The 24,294-nt window shown below is 37.6% G+C and carries 31 protein-coding genes and 1 tRNA gene; 23 read left to right on the forward strand and 9 right to left on the reverse strand.

Annotated features, from left to right (window positions below; all coding sequences use genetic code 11):
• Positions 1–48: 48 nt before the first annotated feature.
• Positions 49–768: a hypothetical protein gene (locus AB1467_03600; GenBank protein ID MEW6295351.1), complete on the reverse strand. Its 720-nt coding sequence runs from the start codon at positions 766–768 to the stop codon at positions 49–51.
• Between the two features lie 198 nt (positions 769–966).
• On the opposite strand from AB1467_03600, the gene AB1467_03605 reads away from it, so the two are divergent.
• The 5 genes from AB1467_03605 to AB1467_03625 all read left to right on the forward strand — a co-directional run bounded on the left by AB1467_03605 (position 967) and on the right by AB1467_03625 (position 2,788).
• Positions 967–1,230, forward strand: coding sequence for a hypothetical protein (locus AB1467_03605; GenBank protein ID MEW6295352.1), 264 nt, complete (start codon positions 967–969; stop codon positions 1,228–1,230).
• Positions 1,231–1,512, forward strand: coding sequence for an addiction module toxin RelE (locus tag AB1467_03610; GenBank protein ID MEW6295353.1), 282 nt, complete (start codon positions 1,231–1,233; stop codon positions 1,510–1,512).
• Between the two features lie 129 nt (positions 1,513–1,641).
• Positions 1,642–2,178, forward strand: coding sequence for a hypothetical protein (locus tag AB1467_03615; protein ID MEW6295354.1), 537 nt, complete (start codon positions 1,642–1,644; stop codon positions 2,176–2,178).
• On the forward strand, positions 2,175–2,489 hold the full coding sequence (locus AB1467_03620) for a UPF0175 family protein (protein ID MEW6295355.1): 315 nt from the start codon (positions 2,175–2,177) through the stop codon (positions 2,487–2,489). Before AB1467_03615 ends, AB1467_03620 begins: the two co-directional genes overlap by 4 nt.
• Positions 2,486–2,788 carry a hypothetical protein gene (locus AB1467_03625; protein ID MEW6295356.1) on the forward strand — a complete coding sequence of 101 codons (303 nt, stop codon included), beginning with the start codon at positions 2,486–2,488 and terminating at the stop codon, positions 2,786–2,788. The genes AB1467_03620 and AB1467_03625 overlap by 4 nt, the downstream gene beginning before the upstream one ends.
• Positions 2,789–3,257: 469 nt before the next feature.
• On the opposite strand, the gene AB1467_03630 is transcribed toward AB1467_03625, so the two are convergent.
• Positions 3,258–4,349: an AbrB/MazE/SpoVT family DNA-binding domain-containing protein gene (locus AB1467_03630; protein ID MEW6295357.1), complete on the reverse strand. Its 1,092-nt coding sequence runs from the start codon at positions 4,347–4,349 to the stop codon at positions 3,258–3,260.
• 166 nt (positions 4,350–4,515) lie between these two features.
• Between AB1467_03630 and AB1467_03635 the strand changes: the two genes are divergently transcribed.
• The 11 genes from AB1467_03635 to AB1467_03685 all read left to right on the forward strand — a co-directional run bounded on the left by AB1467_03635 (position 4,516) and on the right by AB1467_03685 (position 10,510).
• Entirely contained in the window at positions 4,516–4,662 is a 147-nt protein-coding gene (locus AB1467_03635; GenBank protein ID MEW6295358.1) for a hypothetical protein, read from the forward strand.
• Positions 4,663–4,683: 21 nt separating this feature from the next.
• Entirely contained in the window at positions 4,684–5,538 is an 855-nt protein-coding gene (locus tag AB1467_03640; protein ID MEW6295359.1) for a hypothetical protein, read from the forward strand.
• A gap of 56 nt (positions 5,539–5,594) precedes the next feature.
• On the forward strand, positions 5,595–5,819 hold the full coding sequence (locus AB1467_03645; protein MEW6295360.1) for a DUF1858 domain-containing protein: 225 nt from the start codon (positions 5,595–5,597) through the stop codon (positions 5,817–5,819).
• Between the two features lie 4 nt (positions 5,820–5,823).
• Positions 5,824–6,039, forward strand: a complete 216-nt coding sequence (locus AB1467_03650) for a ferredoxin (GenBank protein ID MEW6295361.1) — start codon at positions 5,824–5,826, stop codon at positions 6,037–6,039.
• Between the two features lie 18 nt (positions 6,040–6,057).
• A complete protein-coding gene (locus AB1467_03655; GenBank protein ID MEW6295362.1) occupies positions 6,058–6,558 on the forward strand; it encodes a metal-dependent hydrolase in 501 nt (166 codons plus the stop codon).
• Positions 6,559–6,596: 38 nt separating this feature from the next.
• A tRNA-Asp gene (locus tag AB1467_03660) sits at positions 6,597–6,818 on the forward strand.
• A gap of 103 nt (positions 6,819–6,921) precedes the next feature.
• Positions 6,922–8,073 (forward strand): glycosyltransferase, encoded by a 1,152-nt coding sequence (locus tag AB1467_03665; GenBank protein MEW6295363.1) that lies wholly within the window; start codon positions 6,922–6,924, stop codon positions 8,071–8,073.
• Between the two features lie 17 nt (positions 8,074–8,090).
• On the forward strand, positions 8,091–8,525 hold the full coding sequence (locus AB1467_03670; protein ID MEW6295364.1) for a hypothetical protein: 435 nt from the start codon (positions 8,091–8,093) through the stop codon (positions 8,523–8,525).
• Positions 8,526–8,543: 18 nt separating this feature from the next.
• Positions 8,544–9,776 (forward strand): geranylgeranyl reductase family protein, encoded by a 1,233-nt coding sequence (locus AB1467_03675; protein ID MEW6295365.1) that lies wholly within the window; start codon positions 8,544–8,546, stop codon positions 9,774–9,776.
• Positions 9,777–9,788: 12 nt separating this feature from the next.
• Positions 9,789–10,115, forward strand: coding sequence for a hydrogenase/urease maturation nickel metallochaperone HypA (locus AB1467_03680; protein ID MEW6295366.1), 327 nt, complete (start codon positions 9,789–9,791; stop codon positions 10,113–10,115).
• Between the two features lie 2 nt (positions 10,116–10,117).
• Complete coding sequence (locus tag AB1467_03685) at positions 10,118–10,510, forward strand: hypothetical protein (protein ID MEW6295367.1); 393 nt, start codon at positions 10,118–10,120, stop codon at positions 10,508–10,510.
• On the opposite strand, the gene AB1467_03690 is transcribed toward AB1467_03685, so the two are convergent.
• From AB1467_03690 to twy1, 4 genes are all read right to left on the reverse strand, one after another.
• Entirely contained in the window at positions 10,491–11,765 is a 1,275-nt protein-coding gene (locus AB1467_03690) for a nickel-dependent hydrogenase large subunit (GenBank protein MEW6295368.1), read from the reverse strand. The two genes, AB1467_03685 and AB1467_03690, sit on opposite strands and share 20 nt — an antisense overlap.
• An 8-nt stretch (positions 11,766–11,773) precedes the next feature.
• On the reverse strand, positions 11,774–12,253 hold the full coding sequence (locus AB1467_03695) for a hypothetical protein (protein ID MEW6295369.1): 480 nt from the start codon (positions 12,251–12,253) through the stop codon (positions 11,774–11,776).
• A 94-nt stretch (positions 12,254–12,347) separates the two neighbouring features.
• Positions 12,348–13,670, reverse strand: coding sequence for an ATP-binding protein (locus tag AB1467_03700; protein ID MEW6295370.1), 1,323 nt, complete (start codon positions 13,668–13,670; stop codon positions 12,348–12,350).
• A gap of 91 nt (positions 13,671–13,761) precedes the next feature.
• Positions 13,762–14,727: a 4-demethylwyosine synthase TYW1 gene (gene twy1, locus AB1467_03705; GenBank protein MEW6295371.1), complete on the reverse strand. Its 966-nt coding sequence runs from the start codon at positions 14,725–14,727 to the stop codon at positions 13,762–13,764.
• Positions 14,728–14,843: 116 nt separating this feature from the next.
• On the opposite strand from twy1, the gene AB1467_03710 reads away from it, so the two are divergent.
• Together AB1467_03710 and AB1467_03715 are read left to right on the forward strand one after the other, a co-directional pair.
• The gene (locus tag AB1467_03710) at positions 14,844–16,040 is read left to right on the forward strand and encodes an ATP-grasp domain-containing protein (protein MEW6295372.1); all 1,197 of its coding nucleotides are present in this window, start codon (positions 14,844–14,846) and stop codon (positions 16,038–16,040) included.
• Positions 16,041–16,139: 99 nt separating this feature from the next.
• Positions 16,140–17,018, forward strand: coding sequence for a CoA-binding protein (locus AB1467_03715; GenBank protein ID MEW6295373.1), 879 nt, complete (start codon positions 16,140–16,142; stop codon positions 17,016–17,018).
• Here the strand turns inward: AB1467_03715 and AB1467_03720 are convergent.
• The gene (locus AB1467_03720) at positions 17,015–18,142 is read right to left on the reverse strand and encodes a radical SAM protein (GenBank protein ID MEW6295374.1); all 1,128 of its coding nucleotides are present in this window, start codon (positions 18,140–18,142) and stop codon (positions 17,015–17,017) included. The two genes, AB1467_03715 and AB1467_03720, sit on opposite strands and share 4 nt — an antisense overlap.
• On the reverse strand, positions 18,129–19,211 hold the full coding sequence (locus AB1467_03725; protein MEW6295375.1) for a radical SAM protein: 1,083 nt from the start codon (positions 19,209–19,211) through the stop codon (positions 18,129–18,131). The genes AB1467_03720 and AB1467_03725 overlap by 14 nt, the downstream gene beginning before the upstream one ends.
• 99 nt (positions 19,212–19,310) lie before the next feature.
• On the opposite strand from AB1467_03725, the gene AB1467_03730 reads away from it, so the two are divergent.
• Positions 19,311–20,291 carry a winged helix-turn-helix transcriptional regulator gene (locus AB1467_03730; protein MEW6295376.1) on the forward strand — a complete coding sequence of 327 codons (981 nt, stop codon included), beginning with the start codon at positions 19,311–19,313 and terminating at the stop codon, positions 20,289–20,291.
• On the opposite strand, the gene AB1467_03735 is transcribed toward AB1467_03730, so the two are convergent.
• Positions 20,280–20,915, reverse strand: coding sequence for a hypothetical protein (locus AB1467_03735; GenBank protein ID MEW6295377.1), 636 nt, complete (start codon positions 20,913–20,915; stop codon positions 20,280–20,282). The genes AB1467_03730 and AB1467_03735 overlap by 12 nt on opposite strands.
• 76 nt (positions 20,916–20,991) lie before the next feature.
• Between AB1467_03735 and uppS the strand changes: the two genes are divergently transcribed.
• The 4 genes from uppS to AB1467_03755 all read left to right on the forward strand — a co-directional run bounded on the left by uppS (position 20,992) and on the right by AB1467_03755 (position 24,284).
• Complete coding sequence (uppS, locus tag AB1467_03740; GenBank protein ID MEW6295378.1) at positions 20,992–21,699, forward strand: polyprenyl diphosphate synthase; 708 nt, start codon at positions 20,992–20,994, stop codon at positions 21,697–21,699.
• Between the two features lie 119 nt (positions 21,700–21,818).
• Entirely contained in the window at positions 21,819–23,516 is a 1,698-nt protein-coding gene (gene tes / locus AB1467_03745; GenBank protein MEW6295379.1) for a tetraether lipid synthase Tes, read from the forward strand.
• On the forward strand, positions 23,479–23,793 hold the full coding sequence (locus tag AB1467_03750; protein MEW6295380.1) for a hypothetical protein: 315 nt from the start codon (positions 23,479–23,481) through the stop codon (positions 23,791–23,793). Before tes ends, AB1467_03750 begins: the two co-directional genes overlap by 38 nt.
• Positions 23,790–24,284, forward strand: coding sequence for an HTH domain-containing protein (locus AB1467_03755; GenBank protein ID MEW6295381.1), 495 nt, complete (start codon positions 23,790–23,792; stop codon positions 24,282–24,284). Before AB1467_03750 ends, AB1467_03755 begins: the two co-directional genes overlap by 4 nt.
• Positions 24,285–24,294: the final 10 nt, after the last annotated feature.

The raw sequence follows: 24,294 nt of genomic DNA on the forward strand, positions 1-24,294 counted from the left end.
GAGGGGGGATATTTTACCTTTTTTTATGAGCAAGAAATAGCAACGTCTTTATCTTTTTCCTCTTTTTGGTTTTCCTGCAATTCTTTCATCAAAAGGCACTTCAGTAATAGCATGCCTTTTTTCTGCGGAAAAATAAACAATCAAACTATAGTTTATCTGGTCTTTAATCAGTTGAGGCAAATCAGCTTTTCTATCCCACTTAGTCAAAGCAACAAAAAAAGCAAGGTCAGCAGTTCCCTGAATATCCCCAAAATCAGGCCTGTTCCTAAACCTTCTTACCGCTGCATCAATTATCCCAACATGCTCTTCATACAATTTATTTCTTTCGGCTTCACCTAAAAGATTCAGCACAGGCAAATCTTCAACATACTTCGATTCTCCAAAAACTTTCCCCAGCCTGGATGCTGCAGCCTTCAAAGCCCTCTCACGCCTCTGCTCAGGAGTCAAAGAAGCTATAGCCTTCAAACCTTTCAAAGCCCTCTCACGCCTCTGCTCAGGAGTCAAAGAAGCTTCTCTCTTCAAAGCCCTCTCACTTCTATCATAAGATGATAAAACAGCCCTTCTTTTTTCCCACAACAACGCTTTTATTCTTGCAGGAGTTACAGCTTCTTTTTTTGGAAAAACCTGGCTTAAATAAACACTAACCGTTGATCGCGGAATGCCATACTTTTCGCTAATTTCTGTAACAATCTGCTGTCTTGGAGTTCCCTGCTTTAGCCCCTCAGCCATCCTCAAGAAATAAACAGGCAAAAACCTCTTTCTCGCCAAAAAACATCTCCCAAATAAACTAATTCTAATAAATAATGAACATTAACACCTATAAAATAATAACCATAAACACAGCCATTTTCGTCGGGGAGTTGCACTCACAGATGGAGGTTGGGAGGCGGGATTGACCTCTGGAAAGACCGCCGACTAGAAAGGTTTATAAATTAGTTTAACTAATTTTATATTAGGTGAAATTATATGCAGAAAACTGTGACCATGAATGTTAAAGTAAAAGATTATACAAACAGAGTAATTGGTGTTGTTAAAGAGAAGTATGGCTTGAAAGACAAGGGCGAGGCCCTTGACAAGTTTGCCGAGCTTTGCGGGGAGGAATTTGTCGAGCCTGAAGTAAAGGAAGACGTCATTAGAGAAGTCATTGAATCTTGTGACAGGCACATCAAAAAATACGGCTTCAGAAGCAGAAGTGTTAAAGATTTGCGGAAGATTATTGAGGCGAAGTAAGTGCCATTCGAATACGACTTCAGCGATGGGTTAGAGGAAACTCTTGAAAAGCTGTTCAAGAAAGACAAAAACCTCTACGACTCTTTGATGAAAAAAATTGAAGAAGTTGTCTCAAGAGATGAAACCACAATAGGATTCTACAAAAATCTGCGATACGATTTGAAGGAATTCAAAAGAGTTCACGTTGCGAAAAGCTTTGTGCTCTTCTTCAAAGTATTCAAAGAAAAAAATTTCATTATTTTTGATAAATTTGGGCACCACGATGATATGTATAGGCGATAAAATGAACCACAAACCACACACCAAAAACTACTTTCTGGACAGCACATCCGGGAGGCGGGACTTTTTCTCAATAAAAAGGCACGCCGGACGGCAATAGGTTTATAATCTGTTTACATTATAATATATTGTATGACAAAGTTGCTTGTGATTAGTGACAGCAGCTCTTTGATCATTGGAACAAAGGCCGGATTATTGACTGCACTATGTGAAGAATTTGAGGTTGAAATTCCTGAGAAAGTGTTTGAAGAAACCGTTGCAGCAGGAAAAGAGTTGCAAAAAATAGATGCATTGAAAATAGAGGAAGCAATCGAAGAAAACAAAATAATGGTTAAAAAAGCAACGCCTATTAAAGACAGCAAGGTAATGAAATGGTTCAAGGAACTTAATCTGGATGAAGGAGAAAGTCAGGCAATACATCTTTACATTCAAACAAATGCAAAACTTTTGCTGGTCGACGACAAGCAAGCAATAAATGCAGCAAAATTGCTTGAAATAAACTGGGCAACTATTCCAGACATTATTGTAGGGTTTGCTGAAAGGGCAAAAATCCCCAAAGAAAATGCTTTAGAAGCACTAAAAATAGCACAGCAGGAAGGGAGATATAAGATTGATTTTATTCTTAAAGCATTTAATAAAATCGAAAAAATTAAAGGAGGAAAAAAATGAAAACTGAGTTAGTTTCCGCAAGATTTGAAAAGACAGACACTGCACTAATAGAAGAAGTTGCCAAAGAAGAAAAAACAGACAAAACTACGGCCTTGAAAAGGATATTTTCACTGGGGGCAAAACAGTACAAGCTAGAAAAAGCCATAGAGCAATACCAAAAAGGACAAATAAGCATAGGCAAAGCAGCAGAAAAAGCAGGAGTCAGCTTGTGGGAAATAATGGACGAACTAAAAGAAAGAAACATAGTTAACCCGTTAGGCGAAGAGGAATTCAAAGAAGGCCTCAAAAACCTTGAAAAGGTTTGGAAATGAGCAAAAATGCAATTGGTTGGACTCACATAATATTGGAAGCATACTGCGCTAGGAAATGGAGCGACAAAAAAGACAAATACTGGTATGAAGTTGTCGATTGGAAAAAATTCAAAACCAAAAAAGTTCCAAATCCCCGCTATGACCCAAAATACAAACTGCCAAAAAAGCCGTATTACTGTATAGGAATCCCCCAATATATTTGTCTGGAAAAGAACTGCCCACATCTTGCATACACAGATGCCTTAAAGAGAGATTACCTGTTCTTAAATAAAAAATACAAAAAGAAGGAAAAGAAATGAGAAACCGCAAACCTCTTACTCCCAACAACATGCCTCCAATTGACAAATCCAGAAGACGGGATATTACTATTTCTGTGGTAGAAGAAGTATTCTGCGCTTACAGAGTGAAAAGATGAGGGCTAGCTAAATGATTATATATGACTATTCTTATAGTTTTATAATGAAACGCACTATTGTTCAGCGTATTAAAGCAGCCTGGTTTAGTACTCCTTTAGAAGTTGCTAAAGGAGCTATTAGAGGTCAAGTGATAAGAGTTACAAACCATCATAGATATGTTGCACTAAAAAAAAAATAGACCAAATCGTAAACTGCTTGTAAAACAAAAAAATGAATTAGTTAAAAAAGTAAAAGAGACCCTTAAAGGCAAGGGGATTGGGGTAGTAAAAGTTTTTGGAAGAGTTAAAACGTCTACAAACGGCAAACAATCTAACCTCCCTGTGCAAATCATTAAGGCAGAATTTTTTTATCTTTAGCGCTTTGTTTTTGAGGGAGGCTCTGGCTCGAAAGATTTTTCAGCTTTCAGGTCTATTGCCAGTTCTACAAGAGAAATAGTAAGCCTTGCAATCTTCTTCAGGTGATGCAGTAATTCTTTTTCTTCGTCAGAGCATTTCTCGTAAAGCTTTCTTGCATTCTTCTCAATTTCATCTTCTCTCTCAAAAATCTTTACTGCCTTTTTAAGCTCGAAATTGCAAAACAGGCTATAATAGGATTCAAAGTGGGAGTTGATTTCACTTAACAATTTAAGGCAGTTCTTCTTGTACTTGTGCTTGTCCTGGGTTACATGCTGTGCAATTATCTTGTATTCGTCTCCTACAAGCTCAAGCAGAAAAATAGTGGAATAAATTGTGGGCGTCTTCTTGTATTCCTCATAGCCTTTAACGTTGAACACCCTGAAGCAGTAGTCTTGAAACCTGTCAATGTTTGTGTCAATCATGTGAATTGTTCTAAGAGTTGAAAAATCGTTTTTTTCTATTGCTTCTAATACATCCTTCCCCATTGAAATCAAGAGCATGAAAATCCTCTTCAATGCATTGTCGAATTCCTTGTAGGAAATTTCCCCCAACTGTTTTACTACCACATAACCCTGTTTTTGCTCAATTATTTCCACCCCAATGAACCTATTCACTAAAGCCTGAATTGAATCAAGCGCAGTAATATTAGGCACTCTCTTAGGCACAAGGCCCCTATAAAACCAGTCGGTTGTATCATAAAGGTTAAGGCTTTCATTAGAGGGGCTTGGGAAAAGCCTTTCATAGTACAATTCATTCAATTTCTCGTTATTGTTTTCAGTGCTGTCAAAATTGATTTTTATTTCATCATAGCCTGCCCTGTACACAGCTGAAATATAACGCCATAAAAGCTTGTTGGGAAGGCCTGTAATGTCAATTTCAGCCCTGGTGTTGCCGTTGTTATTGACCTTGTCAGTGTTTATTACAAGAGAATTTCCTTTTTCAACTAAATCAATTTCAGAGCCAGGGCTCAGGCCCTGCTGCCTGGCCCACCTAATAGGAATAGTAACAGTAAAAGTGTTGTGGCCCTGTCTTATGACCTTTCTCTTCATACATATAATAATTAAAGGCAAAAAAAATATAATACTATTTTTTTAATATAAAAAATATAGAAAATATATTCTGTATATTTAATATATTAAAATATATTTAACGAGGAAAACCGTTTTATAATTGGGCTGAGCTTCTTTTACTGGGGAAATTGCTTGGAGGCTTGTTATGAAAATGAAATTTAATGGAGCTAAGAAAAAATTAATTTCATCAAATATCAACAACAGGCTTTTCTTTGAATGCATTGTTCATTCGCTCATGTTTTTGTCCATGGAGTTATTCATTAAAATCTTCTTGCTTAAAATTCCATTATAAGCACAAAAAAGGCATCGCTCAATGGACAAAAGAATTATTTTAAGCGCTTCAGGCCTGTTGCTTGCCTTGTTTGGCATAATTCAGGCAGTAAGGTTCCATTCAGGCTTTTGGTACACTTACTTTATTGTTGGGGCATGGCTTTTCTTTGACTGCTATGACTTCAGATTAAGGGGCACTTCAATTCTCTCCCTTCTCCTAGAAAAAAAATTCAAGGAATTCTTCAAGCTTTTCTTTTTCTTTTTTGCTTTCGGCCTTCTTCTGGACCTGATTTACGGGAGATTTTTAGGGAAATTCTGGCTCTACCCAAATTTCAGTTATCCATTGAATTACATTTATCCTGCCTTCATTTTCTATACCTTCGGGGCATTTGCAATATATGAATTGTATTATTTCCTTGAATTCTTTTTAAGGAAAAAATTAAGTGAAAACAGAAAAAAGAAGAAATTAAAGGAAGAAACAAAAAAAAGAATTTCAGACTCCCTCATTGCAATACTTTTTATTTCAATTATTGCCCCAATAATTTCTTTTGCCTTCTTTTCTAGCGCCTTCATAAGGGAAATAATTTTTGCTGGAATGGTCGCAGACATTTTCGCTTTCGATGCAGTCGTATTCAAAAGGCACGGGCAGTCATTGCTGTTCGAAATGCTTGAAGGAAACAAGAAAATTCTTTTATTAATCATCATGACGTGGATTATAAATTTTTTGCTGCATGAAATCCCTAACACTTTTGCCCGTGAATGGGTTTACAGGAACATTCCCCTTTCAGGAGCGCAGTTCGCAGGCCTTCCGTTGCTAATTTTTTGGGGGTGGCTTTTCCTGACAGTGAACATTGTTGCAGTAGTGAATATTTTTACTGGAACAAAAAAGCAGCATTGATTTATAATATTTTTCTATGATTAATAATGAAATAAAACGGGAATTCGGGGAATTTAATGAAGAAAATAACAAAAGAAATGACAATGCAAGAAATACTTGAATTAAAGCCAGAGGCAGCGCAAACCATGATGAAAAACGGGCTTCACTGCCTGGGCTGCCATGTCTCAATGTATGAAACATTAGAGCAAGGCTGCCTGGCCCACGGAATGGATGGAAAGAAGATTAACGAGATAGTGAAAGAAATCAACAAGAATAATTCAAAAAATTCAAAGAAAGGGTGATTGAATGGCAAAATACAAGATAGAGCATGACAGGCCAAACTGCATTGGCTGCGGGGCCTGCGCTGCAGTATGCCCCGGCAACTGGGAGATGACTGGAGACAAAGCAAAGCCAAAGAAAACAGACTTGAACGAACTAGGATGCAACATGAATGCAGCGCAAAGCTGCCCAGTGAATGTAATACACATCACAGACACTCAAGCAAAAAAGAAGCTTATCTGAAAAAAAAGGAATTATTAAATGGACACTTTCTCTCACCCTTTCTGGACTTACTTTCTTGCAAGAAAAAAATACTGGGTGAAACAGGCAGTAATTGCATCAATTATTCCTGACATTCCATTCATTGCAACCCTAATTATTACAACACTCTTAGGGTTAAGCTTCACCCAATTCCTTTCTTTTTATAAGGGCTCAATTGCTTTCCAAGTGTCAAATTTACTGCATTCGTTCATAGTTTTTGCAATAATTTCAATTGTAATACTAATAAAATTCCAGCAATTTAAAGGAGTGGTTTTCGGGCTGGGATTTCATAATGTTCTGGACCTTTTCACTCACGCAAATTACGGGCACCAAATCTTCTGGCCCCTATCAAAATTTACTTTTGTTTCCCCCATAGGCTACGCTGAACCTCAATATTATGCAATAGAACTCAATATAATAAATTTCTCTTTAATAATAACCGCAATAATTTATTTATGGAGAGAAAAGAACCCAAAAACAAAAGCCCTGCGAAACAAATAAAAAAACTCCCCACTAATTCTTTTTTAAAGAAAAAAGGTGCCTCGGTAGTCTAGCGGTTAGGATGCGGCCCTGTCGCCCCGCCCTTTCTTTTTAGAAAAAAGAAAGTGTAGGTTACCCAAAGAAAAAGGGAATTTTGCCAAAGCAAAATTCAATTATTATGATTTTTCTTTCTTTGGGATAACTTACCACTTTCTTTCTTTTCCTAAAAGAAAGAAAGGGGGAGAAAGGCTGCGACTCGGGTTCGATTCCCGGCCGAGGCGAACTTTTTTATTCAGCCGAATCAAGGCAATAAATTTAAATTGGATTAAACCTAATTTTAAGCAGAATATTATTATTGTATGTGTTTAATGGCTGAGGGAGAAAATGAGGCTTGCTGTATTCACTGATACTTTCTGGCCGCAGATAAATGGGGTTGTGACCTCAATTGCCAATTCGTGCAATGCCCTGGCAGAAAAAGGCCATGAAATAATAATTTTTGCTCCTCAACCAAAAGAAAAAAAAGCCGGATTAAAATTAAATAAAAAAATCAAGGTGCAATGGATTGCTGCAATCAACCTGCCCACATACAAGGAGTACAGGATTTCGCCTCCACTATCAATAAAAGCAGAAGAAGAAGTAAGAAAATTCAATCCGGGCATAATTCACGTGCACACACCTTTCTCTCTTGGATGGATTGGAGTCAGCCTAGCAAAAATAATGAGGAAGCCCTTGATTGGAACTTATCATACACTCCTCCCTGAATTTTTGGTTTACCTTCCTCTGCCCCTAATAAAAAAAACAGACATTGCAAAAAAGATCAGCTGGGCTTACACCAAATTATTCTACAAAAACTGCAATGTAATTACAACGCCCTCAGAGGCAATGAAAAAAGAACTGGAAGCACACGGCCTGAAGAATGTGTTCGTGCTTTCCAATGCAATAGACTTTGAGTTATTCAATGAATCTAGGAAAAAAGAATTTGACTTAAAAAAAATAAGGCTGGTTTACTTTGGAAGGATAAGCTACGAGAAAAACATTGAAGTAATAATCAAGGCAGTGAAAATACTTAAACAGAAAAAATTTCCTGTGGAATTCAGGGTAATAGGTAATGGTCCTGCAATTGAATCCCTGAAAGAAGAATCAAAAAAAGCCGGGCTGGAGAAAGAAGTGCAATTCTTGGGTGCATTCAGGGGAAAGAAATTGGCAGAAAAAGTAAGTGAAAGCAACATCTTTGTTACGGCAAGCACGATTGAAACCCAAGGCCTTACAGTGTTCGAGGCAATGGCCATAGGGCTTCCGTGCATCGGGGCAGACTACCTTGCAATACCCGAAGCAATCAAGGAAGGAGTAAATGGATTCTTGTTCAAGGCATTCAATGAAAAGCAGTTAGCAGAAAAAATAATTAAACTTCATTCATCACAAGAATTAATGCAGGGGCTATCAGAAAACGCAGTGAATACAGCTAAAGAGAAATCAATTAAAAACATTGAAAGAGAGTTGGAGAAATTATACGAAAAAACAAAGAAATCAAAGTAAAAAAGGGGGAGAAAAAAATGGATTACAAACAAATAATAATTGCGGCAATAATATTCACAGTAATAGGATACATAATTCATATATTGGGGGCAATGGCTTCAATGAGCTACTACCTTGACCCAAACTACTTTGCAGTGTGGAGCAAGATAATGATGCCCGCAGCAGGGCCTCCGCCAGCGGAATTCACTTACTATTCAATTGCATTTGGATTCATCGCAGCATTACTCTATGCAATAGTATACAGTGAAATAAAGAAGGCGGTGCCAGGAAAAGATGCTACAGAAAAAGGACTCAATTACGGGCTAATACTATTCCTTGTAGCAGCAATTCCCTCAAGCCTTTCAATGATACTGCTCATAAACCTTCCTGCAATGCTTGTAGTGGAATGGGCAATAGAAAGCCTCATAATTTTCCTGTTAGGCGGAATGACAATAGCAAAAATAGTGAAATGAAAATTAAGGGGAAAAACAATGAAGCAGGAATTTGACGCAATAATTGTAGGCGCAGGGCCTGCTGGCTCGAGCTGCGCGTGCTTTCTTGGAATGCAGGGAATTCACACTTTGCTTTTGGAGAAAGAAAGAATGCCGAAAGAAAAGGCATGCGGTGACGGATTGAGCTGGAAGACTCTTGCCCTCCTTAGGGAACTCAAAATAGAAAAAGAAATTGAGAGAAGGCCTCACAAGAAAATTTACGGGATAACAGTTTCTTCCCCGGAAGGAATTACAGCAGAAATCCCAATAGAAATAATAAAAGGAAAGCCTTCAGGCTACGTGTTCAAAAGAAAAGACTTTGACGGAATCCTGTTCGAAAAAGCAAAGGCATTCAGTTCAGTGAAAGCAATTGAAGGGTTTGAAGTGAAAGGCCTTACTGAAAAAAAAGGAAAAATAACTGGAGTAAAAGGAATTGACCCAAAAGGAAAAGAAAAAGAATTCCATGCAAAAGTTATTGCGGGGGCAGACGGGGTGAACTCGCTTATAGCAGAAAAAATAAGAGGAAGAGAACATGATTCAAAGCATAACTGCATTGCGCTCAGGGCTTATTACAGGAATGTCAAAGGCTGCAAAGACAAAATAGAAATTCACTTCATTAAAGATTTGATTCCAGGATATTTCTGGGTTTTCCCTGAAGCAGAAGGCCTGTACAATGTAGGCCTTGGAATAATTGAATGTGACATGAAGAAAATGGGAAAGAACTTGAGGGAAGAACTCCAACGAATAATAAAAAAGGAACCATTATTCAAGGAAAGATTCAGGAATGCGAGAAGGATTACACCATTAAAGGGATGGCAGCTGCCTTTTGGCTCAAAGAAAAGGAAGGTACAGGAAAAGAACTGCATTTTATTGGGAGACGCAGCAGGGCTTGTAGACCCTTTTTCAGGTGAGGGCATATCAAATTCTGTTGCAAGCGGGATAATTGCAGCAAAAGTGATAGGTGAGGCACTGAAAGAGAAAAACGAAAAAAAATTTGAAAGAAAACTGTGCGAGTATGAAAAAGAATTATGGAATGAATTATGGCCTGAATTGAAGAGGAGTTACAGGCTACAGAAAGCAGGCAAAATGAAGTTCTTGCTTAACTGGATTATAAGGAAAGCAAACAAAAGCAAAAAAGCAAATGAATTGATTGCAGAAAGCCTTGCAAAAGTGCAAATGAGGGAAAAACCGGAATTCAACTTAATATTTTTACTGAAAGTGCTTTTCAGCTGAAGAGGAAAAAAAATGCACGAGCACGCAATAGTGGAAGAAATTGTAATGCAAGCGCGAAAGAAATTGAATGGAAAAGAGCCTAAAAGAATAGTGCTTGAATTAGGAGAAATAGCTGAGCTCACAGAAGAAGAATTAAGGCAGGCATTGAAAAGGGAAGTGAGATGGGAGATTGAAATAGACAAAAAAAATTCTTCGGTGGAATGCCCTTGTGGCTACAAAGGAAGAGCAATGGTTGCAGAGAGGGGGCATGGCTTTATTTTAATCAATTGTTCCAAGTGCGGGAAATTCAATCCAAAAATCCTGGAAGGAAAAGACCTCCTGTTAAAAAAGGTTGAATGAAAATGAAAGAAAAAAAGAAGATTCTTGTTTTCGGGAGCCCTGAAGTGGAAGAAGACAGCCTTGCATTAAGGGTTGCACTCCTCTTAGGCCCTGAATTCCCTGAAATTGAATTCGTTTTCATTGATTCAACTGAAGAGATAAAGAATTTTGGGGGGAAGATCATTGCAATGGATGCAGTGCAGGGAATAAAGAAGGTGGAATTAATTGAAGACTTGGAGAAAGTGAAATTACCCCCAAGGATTACAGGCCATGACTTTGATGCAGCATTCAATTTAAAGCTCCTGAAAAAAACAGGGCAGATAAAAGAAATAAAAATTATTGGAATTCCAATGGATTACCCTGAAGAAAAGGCTGCAAGAGAAGCAGGAAAGAAGATCAAAGCCATTCTACTTTAAGGAAATGAGTAGCACAGCTCATGCAGGGGTCATAAGCCCTCACAACTTTTTCGCATTCCAAAGAAAGAGCTTCTTTTTGAAGGGAAAGCTTTGGCTCAATGAAATCCTTTATGTCGTGCTCAATGTTTTTTGCATTCTGTGCAGTGGGGATTATTATATTGCAGTGCGTTGCCTTTCCTTCTTCATTAAAATGATATTCATGATATAAAGTGCCTCTTGGAGCTTCCACTACCCCAATGCCCTCAGATTCTATTGGCTCGATTGCAGGAACTTCCTCTTTAACAAAATCATTCAATTCAATTAATTCAATTGAATAATCAATGCAGTGCAGCATTTCAACTGCCTGCGCGAGATTATTGTCAAAGCAAGAATTAGAGGGAAACTTTTCCACTGCCCTCATTACATCATTCTTTGTTTCATTGTGCAAGTGATACTTGTTCAAATTAAGCCTTGAAAGAGCGCCAACCATGTAAGCCTTGTCGTCAAATTCAAACTGGCTTGCGCTAGAATAAGGGATGACAAATTCTTCCACGTACTTGAGCATCTGGTCTTCAGGAATGCAGATGCCCCTTGAATTGATTATTTCGCCTTCAAGGAAATTATATGGTTCCCCTGCAAGGCAGACATAATCTGTCTTTCTCTCAAAATTTATTTTATGGTTATAAAACAGGTCAATCAAGTCAATTACCTGCAGCCTTATCCTTTTCAGGGACTTAACGCATTCATTCAATTTCTCTTTTTCAGGAGTTTTAGAAAAACCTCCAATTAAGGGGGTAAGGGGGTGGATTGACCTTCCTCCTACAGCTTCAGCCAATTGCACTCCAGCATTCCTTACACTCATTGAATCCCTAACCCACTTCTCAAGCTTTCCATTGAAGTCCAAAATGCTTTCTTTTTCGAAGAGATCTGGAAGCACAAAATAATACAAGTGCATTCCATGATCCCTCAGCATTGTGGCATTTATTAAAAGAGTCCTTAAAGCCAAGGTCTGAGGGCTCTGCCTTACATCAAAGGCGTTCTCTATTGCCTTGACTGAAGCAAGGAGGTGGGAAGAACTACAAGTGCCACAAATTCTTGAGACAAGGAAAGGAATTTCATTGAAATTCTTTCTGATTACTGCTTCCTCAAAGAAGCGCTTGTTCTCTGAAACCCTCAATTCAACTTTTTCCACTTTATTCCCTGAAATCTTTACTTTAAGGCCTGTGTGGCCTTCAATCTTTGTCATTGACTCAATTTCCAATTCCATTCCATTCATTCAATAAATCACTTTATTTGAAATTCTTTCAATAATTTTTCCATTAAATCCTCAAAAGCCTTTAATTCTATTGGGCAGCCGTTCAGGGCTTCATCAACTTTAACGAAATCCTTTGCAAGAGAAATCTTCTCTAACTGGCCTAATCTTTTCACTGTGCCTGAAATCTCCTTTTTCGTTTCTTCGGAGAAAAAGTTTCTTTGCGTTGAAGGCCAGCCTGTAGCAGCACAGCCGCCTAGCACAATAAGCTTCTTTGCGTTCTCCCTGATCTTCTTCAGTTTCTCCAAGTCAGAGGGCCTTGCGATTGCCCCTTCAATGAATGCAGCATCCATTTCCTGTATTACGTTCTTTTCCAGCAATGGAATGCAGTACTTCAATTCAATGAATTCACTCAATTCATTGAATTTTGAGTTAAATGAGTTTAATACAACCATCACGCAGCCTTCGCATGAAGTGAAAGAAAAAAAGCCGAGCTTCAGTTTTTTCTTCATAAATGAAAAAAGAAGGCATTAAAAGAATTTAAAACCTATGCTGAATTATTGCTTCCCAAAATCTATCTTGAGCTTTTTTTCCCGTTCTTTGCGATTATGGTATTAGAAGCCATTTCCACAAAGGAAGAAATCTTATTTTCTTGCCTTTAAATCTTTTGGTGTCTTCATAATCCTTTGTAATTAAAAGCAAATTTTTACACTTTAATTCTTTAGAGGCTGCAAGCAAAGAATTTAGCTCTCTTTTATTAACTTCATCAAAGTTTGAAGCACTTGTCACCTGAATTAATTGAGCAACCTTCAAGCCTTTCTTTACTACAAAATCAACCTCTGCTTGCTGATGATTCTTCCAATAAAAAAATTCCATTTTAGGATTAAAAGAACATTTTCTTGACAACTCAATTGCAACTATGTTTTCCATTACCCTACCATAATTTTCAGAAAACTTAAATCCTCTCATCTCATAAAAGCCAATGTCCGCCACATAGACTTTTCTAATAGACTTAAACTGCTTTGCAACAGAATACTCAAATTTTTTAAGAAACAAAAAAATCCTTGTTATTTCCAAATACTTGGAAAATCTTTCTATTGTATCAAGGCTTGCGTTTACTTTATCTTTCAACTTGTTGAATGACTGCAAGGTAGAAATACTGGATATATAAATATTAACCAAATTTTCAAGTTTTTCTATTTCTTTTACTCCAAATCTTCTAACTATATCTTTCATAATTATGTCATCAAAGTAGCGGAGTAAAAGTTCATTTTTTCTTTGGGCAGAATCTGAAAGGACCACTTCAGGAAAACCCCCCCATTCAAAGTATTCCTCAAGCAGTCTAGCTATTTTAATTCTATTCTTAACAAGATCAAGTCTGTCTTTTACGTGCAAGTCTTTAAATTCCAAGAATTCTTTAAAGCTGAACGGAAAAATTTCAATGTCTGTGTGTCTGCCGGCAAGGGTTGTGGAAATTTCTTTTCCTAAAAGCTTAGAAGAAGAGCCAGTAACTATAACCCTTGTTTTTTTTGATTCAATCAAATACCTAATAAATTTCTCCCAGTTTTTAATGTTCTGTATTTCATCAAAAACAAGTATTGGATTTATTGGTTCAAGATTTTTTAGGTAAGTCTCGTATATTTTAAATAAATTATCTGTGTTGAGTGTTGGAGGAAACCTTGGGTCCTCAAAGTTTACTATAAGTATATTTTTAGCAGCAATTTTATCTTCTTCCATGCGTTTTTTTATAAACAAGTAAGCTAAAGAAGACTTGCCGGCTCTTCTTATGCCGAATAATACCATTGCTGTTTTATGAGAAAACAAATCTTCCATCCTTGAAAAATAAATGGGCCTTTCTTTTAAGTCTACTTTAAAATTACCCCAAAAATTCCAGTCAGCAAGTATATTCATTATTTCTGTTTCATTCATGTAATAAATATTATAAGCAATAATATTTAAATACATCGGTAACTTTTTACCAAATTTAACCGATACACTTTATAACATTCAAAGATGTTTTTTACTGCCCCCAAAAATCTATCTTCAGCTTTTCTCCTTTCTTTGTGTTGTGGAGCAGGACAACCCTTGCGTCCAGGTTTCTGCCTGAAGGCTTGTATTCCAGGAATTCATTCAGTTTTTTTGTGAAAGCAAGCACGTCTTTCATTTCAGGGACATTCTCTTTTTTTAGCCTTTTCCTGGAGAAGCCAAGCCAGCTGTAGCCTTTCACTTCAACAAAGTCCGGGCTGGCTTTCAAAATCAATTTTGCGTACTCTTCCTTACAGCAGTCATTCAAACCTTTCACCAAGGTAATTCTAACTACAGTCCTGCTCTTGTGCTTTTTCAGGGTGGAAAGAGAATTCAGCAAATTCTTCCATGCATTCCTTTCTTTGGGTCTGTCAATTTTATTGAACAATTCCTTGTTTGGAGCGTCAAGGGAAAGATATAATTGGGTAGGATTGCATTTCTTGAGCATTGAAGGTCTTGAGCCATTGCTTACAAGAAAAGTGCTGAATCCTTTTTCTCTGAATGCTTCAATTAATTCAGGGAGTTCAGGATAAAGAGAAGGCTCGCCGCTCAAAGAGATTGCAATGTGCTTAGGCTTCTTTGACTCTAAAAGCAGTTTCCTGTTTATTTTCTTTGGGTCCTGTATGCCTCCAAAGCCTGAAAGCAATTGAATTTGAGCCTTAATTGCTCCTTCAACTATTTCTTTCGGCTCATCATACTTCTTGAATGAATTTTTTGTCCATCCTAAAGTCCTCCAGCAGAAAACGCACTCCTGGTTGCAGAAATTGGAGGCAGGAGTAAATTGAATGCACTGATGGCTTTTAATCCCATAAAACTGGCGCTTGTAGCAGAACTTCTTCTTCCTCAAGGCAGTTTTAGTGTAATGGCATAGCTTTACTGCACTGTGCCCGAAGAGGCCATAATGCTGCCTCTGCAGGACATTAATCTTTTGCGCTGGAATGAATTCTTTCACTGAATGCATAAAAAGAATTGGAGCGGAAAGAAATAAAAAACAAATCAAAAAATTTCGTTGTTCGTCAAAGGACGTTTCGATAGTTATTTAAAGGGGTTTGGGGAATTATTTTTGGATTGGTTGAAATGCAGTTGTATGAGTTCGAGTCAAAGGAGCTTTTCGCAAAACATGGAATTAATGTGCCTGAAGGCCAGATAGTAAGCGATGCAAGAGAGATTACAAGAATTGGAGTCCTTAAAGCGCAAGTTTTGGTTACTAAAAGCAGGGCAAGGGGAATACAGGTAACTGATTCTTTGAGTGCAGCAAAAGAGGTTGCAGACGAAATGCTTGAGAGAGGCCTTGCAGGATACAAGGTGAACAAGGTCTTGGTTGAAGACAAACTGGACGTAAAAAAAGAGTATTATTTTGCCATAAGCTTTGATTTCTGTGAAGGCAAGCCTGTTGTTCTGGCGTGCTCTCACGGGGGAAAGGAATTGGAAAAGAATTTGGATAAAGTCCAGAAAATTTATGTTGAGCCTTTAATTGGATTGCAGGAATGGGCTTCAAGGAATCTGCTTTTGAAGGCAGGATTCGACCAGAAGCTTTCTCTCAAGGCTGCGCCAATCCTCTCGAAATTGTATTCTGTATTCAAGGGATTGGACGCAAAATTGGTTGAAATGAATCCATTGGTTGAAACAATGCAGGGCGACCTTATAGCAGAGAACGCAAGAATTGAATTGGATGACAATGCAATGTTCAGGCACCCTCAAATGGCTTTCGCTGAAAGAGAGCCTTTAAGGCAGTTGAATGAAAGGGAATTAGCAGCAAAAAAAATTGAGTCATACGAGCAGAACGGCTCAAAATCAAAGTACATTGAATTCAACGAAGGCGAAGGAATTGCAGTAATAACAACAGCAGGAGGCACAGCATTGGCAAACCTTGATTCCCTAATAGAATTCGGGGGAAAGCCTGCATGCTATCTTGAACTGGAAGGAAGCCCTCCAGCAGAAAAAGTATACCAGTTAACCAAGATTGCGCTCTCAAAGCCTGAGCTTGAAGCATGCCTGCACTTAGGCCACAGCGTGAGCGACGTGAACATTGAAACAACAATGAAAGGATTCTGCGATGCCTTAAAAGAATTAAAGCCTTCCTTTCCGGTAATTGTGAGAAGGGCAGGCCAGAACGAGGAGGAAGCATTAAAACTGCTTGAAGAAACAAAAGAGAAAGAGAAAGCATTGGATTTGATTGTGTTGGACAGGAATACTTCAATGAGGGAGAGCACAAAAATTGCAGTGCAGAAAGCAAAAGAGCACAGGAAAAAGAAAGGAGAAAAGGAAAAATGATTTCAAATTCAAAAAGGAATTTGAAAGAGTTTCAAAGCAAAGCTTTGAAAATTTTCAAGCAAAGCTTGAAACATATTTAAATTTTAGGGGAAAATTTAAATGATTGCAGGCGAGAACACAAGGGTTGTAGTACAGGGCGCCAACGAAAGGCAGGCAATGAAAACAATAGAATTAATGAAAGATTACGGTACAAAGATTTCTGCCTTTGTGTGCCAGGAAAAAATCGAGGAACCAAACGGTTTTGTATGCTTTAATTCTCTGACGCAGGTAATAGAAGAAGAAACAAAAGCAGACTGCTCTGTCGTGTGCGCCCAGAAGTCAAGAGTGAAAGACGCAGTATTCGAGGCAGTAAGCAATGAAATAAAACTGATTGTAATCCTCACAGAAGACATTCCACTGCACGACAGCACTGAAATACTTGCACTGGCAAGAGAGAAGGAAGCAAGAATAATAGGCCCTTCAAGCGCAGGAATAATTGTCCCTGAAAAAACATTGGTTGGATACATTGGAAGCCCTAAGCCTAAAGAATTGTACAGCAAAGGAGGCATTGGAATAATGTCCAAAAGCGAGAGTTTAGCGAATGAAACTGCATGGCTGATGAAAAAAGAAGGAATAGGCCAAAGTATGGTGATAGAGACTGGCTCTGAAATGCTTTCAGGAACAAGCTTTGCTGACTTGCTGCAGGAATTCGAGGAAGACAAGCAGACAAAAGCCTTAGTGCTGCTTGGAGCCTCTTCAGGCAGCCAGGAAGAAAAAGTTGCTGAACTACTGAAAGAAAAAAAGTTCTCAAAACCATTAATTGCATTTATTGCAGGAAAGAATTCAGAACTCCTTCAACCCAAAAACATGACTGAAACAGAAAAAATTCTATGCAGGGGCACAGGCAACGCAAAAGGAAAGATTGAAGCCCTCAAAAAAGCCGGCGCAATAATCGCAGAGAATTTAGATGAAATACCAGAAATAATTGAAAAGCTTTAAGTCTTAATTCTTTCTAAAACTTCTCTGTACAATCGTAGGGGAATGGTTTTTCCATCTTTTGGCGGGCATCTGCAATTAAAGGTTCCTCTTCTTTTGAAGTTTTCGCTTTTTTCCCAGATCTCTTTTATTGATTCTTTTCTTACATTTCCTATTACTCTATTATCACCAGGGCAACTAGTAACATTTCCGTTAAGCGTAAGATAAAGGCCTGCAGCAACTTGATTGCAAGGATGAATTCCAGCCATGCAGGGAATACCTTCATTTTCTATTTGCTCTACTGTTTGCAAGCCCTGTTCAATATTCCATTTGTATATTTTGCTGTGAAGCTCTATCTTTTCTTTACTTGTTAAATCATAATTCCTCAAAAATTTTTTTGTTAATTGCTTTCCACTGACCATCAAATATGCAGGCACTGGATATATGTTTCTTTTTCTTGCAAAAATATAAATGTTAAGAACTTCATCTTTTATCTGTTTGATTATAGGAGCACAAATCATTGCAAGGCGTGTAGGCGAAGTTTTGTTAAATCCTACTTGAGCAAGATTTTCCAATGCCTTATTTCTTTTTTTTGTATGACCTTTTCTTCCAACAAGCTTATCTTGAATTTCACTATAAAATGATTGATAACTTAATAGAATACTTGTCTTAAATGAGTATATCTTCCCGCAGAGATCTAATGCATTCTTTACTCCTTCTCCAGCAAAAATCTTTCTTGCAAGCTTGTTATCGCCCAAAACATGACCTTTTGTGAATATAGCAGACCCAACACCTAATTTTTTTAAATCTCTGAGAAATTGAAGCAATAAAGGGTTCTCAAAAGGTTCTCCTGCACCGCAATACTTTATAGTTTTCAATCCAAGTTTTTTGGCATTTTTCAAAACAGTAAGCAACTCATTATATGACATGTCAGGAATGCCGCCATTGTCCACAACATTTTTTCTTCTAAAGCATGTTGGACAGCGCAGAGAGCATGCCCTACCAAAATCAATATCAAGCATCAACAATTTGCCTTTATTTGCTTCCAATTCTTTTTTTGAAAAAAATCCCCAATATTGAACTGGGCCTTCTTTGACCATTTCTTTCCAATTTTCAATTGGCTCAATATTTGGCTTAAGCTTTTTCATCTTTAAACACCTCTAAATAAGAAGGCAAAGATGAAAGCTTTGCTACATTATTAGTGTAAAACACAGAACATGCACACAAACTAAAATTTAATAGCGCATCTTTGAACACTTGAGAATAAATAATTCCTCTAATTCCATTTGGATTTTTGTAAATGTTACCATAATTTACACTATGACTGGGACAATCCATTACATCGCCATTCGGATAAACTGCAAAAGAATAAAGAGGCCTTTTACACATTGGCTGCGCAATCACTCTCTGCCCGAATTGGTTTTTCCATTCAAATCCAAGAGACCTATCAAGTTTGCGTGCTTTCTCAAAAAATTCTCTTGATTGTTTGAAGTTATGACAAATTTTTTGTTCTTTTTTATTGGTTGTTATTTGAATAAATTCTTCAACAAAAGGAATAACTCCTAAAGAACGCATTTGCGGAATGAATTCATCAAGAACCCTGTTTTGGTTTAAGTTTGTAACAGGAATTTCAACAGCAAGCCTATTATCTTTTTGCATTCCATACTTAATTGCCAAATTTAGTGTATGCATTGTTTTCTTGTATCCTTTTATTCCAACAAGACGGTTATGTTCTCTTTCATTTATGTCTCTAATTGAAATAATAAGAGATACATCAAGTTCACTTAACCATTTCACTGTTTTTTCGTCAAGCAATGTGCCGTTTGTGAAAATTACTATTCCAAGTCCTGACTCAATTATATGCTGTATATATTTTTTTGCACCATTCCAAGTGAAAAGTTCGCCTCCCCCGCCATAAACAATTGTTTCTGCAGAGTGCTCTTTCAAGAAAGATATAATGCTATCCAATGTTTCTTTTGAATAGAAAGGACCATTTAATTCCTTTGGCAGCTTGCCTTTATCTTTACCTGTAAAGCAACCCAAGCATTTTTGATTGCAAGAGGTTGGCAGCATTAGATAAGCAAATTTGAATATTGGCTGTTTTTCTTTTCCTTTTGCCCAGTTTACATTGTGCTGTATAGTTTTTTCTATTTCTGGGCCAACCATATAATGTTTAAGAAGAGGGGGTTTTCCTGAACCACCTGTAATATTATACATAATATATTTAATAGTAATCTATCATTAATATAATATTTTATATAAATTTTTTTATCAAATTACCAAATATTTTTATATTTTTAGTAAATAATTATATTTATGGTCAAAGATATTCTTGATTCTCTGGACAGAAAAATTCTTTTTAATTTGGATTTTAATGCGCGCGCCTCAAATTCTGAAATAGCAAAAAAGTCAAGAACTAGTAAGGAGGTTGTGGGTTACAGAATTAAAAGGCTCATAGATGTTGGTGTAATAAAAGGGTTCTATACTATAATTGATGCGGCCAGATTGGGTTTTATGAGTTGCAGGTTCTTCATAAAACTAAAGAATGTCTCTTTCGAAAAAGAAAAAGAGATAATATCACATTTTGCTGAAGACAAAAAATATTGGTGGGTTGATTCAATAGAAGGGCCATTTGATTTGGGGGTTGCTTGCTGGCTGTCTGACCTTAATGATTTTCATTTGGAAGAAATAAAATTTATGGAAGAATTCGGAGAATATATAAAAACAATTAATCAATCCATATATGTAAATTTTTACATTTTTAAGAGAGCATATTTTTCAAATCAACCAATTAATGATGTACCGCCTATAAAGATTTCAAATTTAGGCAAAGAGCATTTAGACAAAAAAGACAGTGAATTACTTAGGTTTATTTCTTCTAATGCGCGTGTGCCTATTACAGATATAGCAGAAAAATTGAATTGGTCTGTTGGGAGCATTGTACACAGACTTAAAAATCTTGAAAAGAAAAAAATAATATTAACTTATAGACCTTTAATTGACTTATCAAAAATAGGACGTTATTGGTATAAAGTTAATTTTACACTGAAAGATCATTCAAAAATAGACAAGATAATTACTTTTTTTAATGCGCATCCTGACATAGTGTATGCATATGAAACAATAGGAGGCCCTAATCTTGAAATGGAAGCCGAAGTAAAAAGCTGTGAACATTTCATGGAAATTCTACATTATATTCGTTCCAAGTTTGGAGATTCCATAGAATGCTATGACCACTTTCTGTGGTATAAAGAGTATAAGCTTACATTTTTTCCAGAAATTTCTTTACGTACTTAAATCTAATATTCTTTCCCTTGCGCTCTCGCTTAACCCTTCCACTATTCCTTTCAAGTTCACTTTCTTTTCTTCTTCGAGAATGAATTTCTGCTCTGATTTGGTTGCAGGATGCTTTGGGCCCAAGGTATCGCATAATTCCCTTCCAACAGAAACATCATAAAGCTCGTTCTCCCGGGCAATATCAATTATTTCCTCTTTGTCAAAGCCAATCAAAGGCCTCAGGACAGGAATCCTTACAGCAGAATCAATTACAGCCAGATTGCTTAAAGTCTGGGAGGAAACCTGACCCAGACTCTCTCCAGTAATTAATGCACTGCACGAATTCTTTAAGGCCAACTGCTCTGAAACCTTTAGCATAAGCCGCTTCATCAAAATGAAGTAGTATTTGTAATCGCATTTCTTGGATAATTCAGCGAAGGCGTTTCCTGCCTCCACAACAAAAAACTTTTTTGCCTTAATCAGTTTGGCTAATTTGAATGCTTTCTCTTCTGCTGTATTGTCAGCAAAAGGCACCTGAGAGAAATGAACGCAATAAATCTCCAAACCTTTCTTTGCAGCAAGAAGACCTGCAACAGGGCTGTCAAAGCCGCCTGAAATCAAGAGAAGGGCGCGCAATTTCTCCATAAAAAAGCACTAAAACAAATTATGAGTAAAACAATTAAAAATTATTCTTCCATAATAGGTATGGGCTGATTATTAAATGACAGAAAGAAGATACCATATAGGAATGATCCCTGACGGAAACAGGCGCTGGGCCGCACTCCACGAAATGCACCCCAGCTTAGGCCACGCAAAAGGCGCAGAGAAAATGGAATTATTCCTGAAATGGGCCTTAAAGAAGCAAGATATAGGAGAAATAAGCATTTACGGATTAAGCGAAGAAAACTTCAAGAGAACAAAAGAGGAATTGAACTGGCTTTACGGAATTTACTACAAGAGATTGAATCAATTGCTTGAAGAAGACATAATACACCAAGAAAAAGTGAGAGTGAATTTTGTTTCAACAAAAGAAGACAAGGTGCCAACAAAAATAACAGATGTATTCAATGAAATAAAAAGCGAAACAAAATTTTATGGAAACAAGATTCTGAACATTCTGATTGGGTATACAGGCCAGAGCGAGATACTCAGGGCAGTAAGCAGCCCAATGAACAGGGTGAAGAACTTGTTTTTCGGCTTGAATGAAAAGGATTTAGAGAAGCATTTGGCAATACAGCACTCCTGCGATTTTGTCATAAGGACTGGAGAAGAAGAAAAAGCGCGGGAAGCAAAATCCGGCTTCCTCTTATGGCAGGCGGCCTACGCAGAATACTACCACATAAACAAATTTTTTCCAGATCTAGAAATCAATGACCTGGAAGAAGCCTGGAGCTACTTCAAAAACACCCGAAGAAGAAAAGGCACTTGAAAACAAGTGGAATTGAAAAGGTTTAAAAACTCTTTTTCTCTAAGTTATTATAAATTTTACAAGTTTTAGAAAATATTAAAAGTTGTTATTATTGCGATGTTGGTGGGGGGATAGTATTAATGAGGCCTAAAAGCCATAAGTCTGCTGTTACTTCAACTTATGCTTCAGGGCTGCCTCTGAAGACAAGGTCTCTGTGCCCTGACTGCAAAAGAGTATTAGACGCAGAAGTCTATGAAAGGGACGGGGCAGTATTCATAAAGAAGGATTGCCCTGAACACGGAAGCTTTGATGAAGTTTATTACGAGGACGCTGAATACTATAATTTCGCCAGAAAGTTTGCAACAGGAAGCAGAAGCATAGAGAACCCAAATGTCGGGAAAGCAATAGAAAACAATGGAAGCAACTGCCCTAACGACTGCGGCCTATGCAAGAACCATCATACTCACACAGGACTGGCCAATATTGCTGTAACCAACAGGTGCGATTTAAGCTGCTGGTACTGCTTTTTCTTTGCAAAAGAAGGCAGCGCAATCTACGAGCCTTCAATAAAACAGATAGTGAACATGGTGAAGAACTTAAGGAATGAAAGGCCTGTGGGCACAAATGCATGCCAGGTAACTGGCGGAGAACCCACATTAAGAAAAGACATAGTGGAAATTGTCAGTGCAATAAAAAAAGAAGGCTATGATCACATTCAATTAAATACTCATGGAATAAATTTTGCTTTCAACCCTGAATTAGCAAAGAAATTGAGCGGGGCGGGAGCCACAACAGTCTATCTTTCCTTTGATGGCACAACACCTGAAACAAACCCGAAAAACCATTACGAAATTCCGTTAATTCTGGATGCATGCAGGAAAGGAGGATTAAGCATAGTATTAGTGCCTACCCTCATAAGGAGCGTTAACGACCATAATTTGGGCCCAATAATCAATTTTGCATTGAATAATTTGGATATTGTGCGAGGCGTTAACTTCCAGCCTGTTTCATTGGTTGGAAGAATGCCTAAAACTTTGAGGGACAAGCAGAGGATTACAATTCCGGGGGCAATAAAAAAAATTGAAGAGCAGACCAACGGCATGATTTCAATGAAAGATTTCTTCCCTGTACCATGCATTACCCCGGTATCAGATTTCATTGAAGCATTAACCAACCAGCCTCAATACAAATTAAGCATTCATTTCGCTTGCGGTGCAGCAACCTATCTTTTCTTGGATGGAGACAGGGTAGTTCCAATAACAAGGTTTGTTGATGTGGAGGGCTTCTTTGAGTTCCTCAAAGAAAAGACCGGAGAAATAGAGCAAGGGAAAAACAAGGCTTTAGTTACAGCAAAGGTTTTAATGAAGTTAGGCAGTTTTATTGACAAGAAGAAACAGCCAAAGGACTTGAACCTCACAAAACTTTTATTCAATGCATTGGTGAAGCACGATTACGATGCATTGGGCGCAATACACAACAAGACTTTATTCATTGGATTAATGCATTTCATGGACCCTTATCTTTACGACCAGCAGAGGGTGGAAAGGTGCGACATACATTACGCAATGCCTGACGGAAGAATAATTCCATTCTGCTCTTTTAATGTCATACCTGAAATTTACAGGGACAAAGTGCAGGCGCAGTACAGTGTTCCGGCAGAGGAATGGCAGAAAAAGAACCCAAAAGAAAGCATCAGCTACAAGTATGCAAGGGACATAGAAAAATTGACTCAGGACGAAAGATACGGAAAGACTTATTCTGAAGCAAAGAATTTTTTTGAGAAAGAAAAGGTTTTGGCTTATGAAAAAGGAATGGCAAGAAGATTCAAGCTATGGTGAAAGTCCGTTCAAGAAATTAGTGAAGCTGGAATTCGAGGTCAAAGGAATGAATGAAAGGAATGACGCTGCATTCATCCAGTTCGAGTTACTCAAGCAGGAGCCAATAATCAGGGCGCATATTGAATTCAATTCAAGGAAAGGGGAAGTATTATTCAATCCCTTGGATTTGGATTCAAAGAAAGCATTAGAGTTAATCCCAAAGCCCTTCAAGGGAATTAAACTGCAGGAAAAAGAAATTGAATACAAAGAATTACTCCAAGAAGGATTTCATCTATGAACGATGACGGAATTGAAGAGAAAGTAATTGACGCCTTTGCGGGAGTAGCCAGTTCTTTAGGATACAGCGACTTGCACGGAAGAATTTTAGGCTATCTTTTCCTGTCAGAAAAGCCTGTGCCATTGCAGGAAATCGCAGGGAAATTGAATTATTCCCTTTCAACTATTTCCTTGAGCATTGACTTCCTTGAAGCATTAGGCACAATAAAAAAATCAAAGAAAGGCGCAGACAGGAAGGTTTACGTCCTGCTTCAATCTGATTTGCTTGACTGCCTGAGAAAGGCTGTATTGCTCAAAGCGGAGAAAGCAATAAATGTCTCACTGAATGATTTAATGCAGGAGAGCGCAAAAATCAAGGGCGCAAAAACAGAAAAGGCAAAGAAGGCCTTGCACACAATCAAAGTCCTCGAAACAGAAATCAAAAGGCTGCAATCCTTTTTGAGCCTCGTGAAAGAATTCAAGCTGCCAAAAGCAAATCAGCGAAAGGTTTAATAGAACAATT

The sequence above is a fragment of the Candidatus Diapherotrites archaeon genome (assembly GCA_040755695.1).
Lineage (GTDB): Archaea > Iainarchaeota > Iainarchaeia > Iainarchaeales > 1-14-0-10-31-34 > JBFMAK01.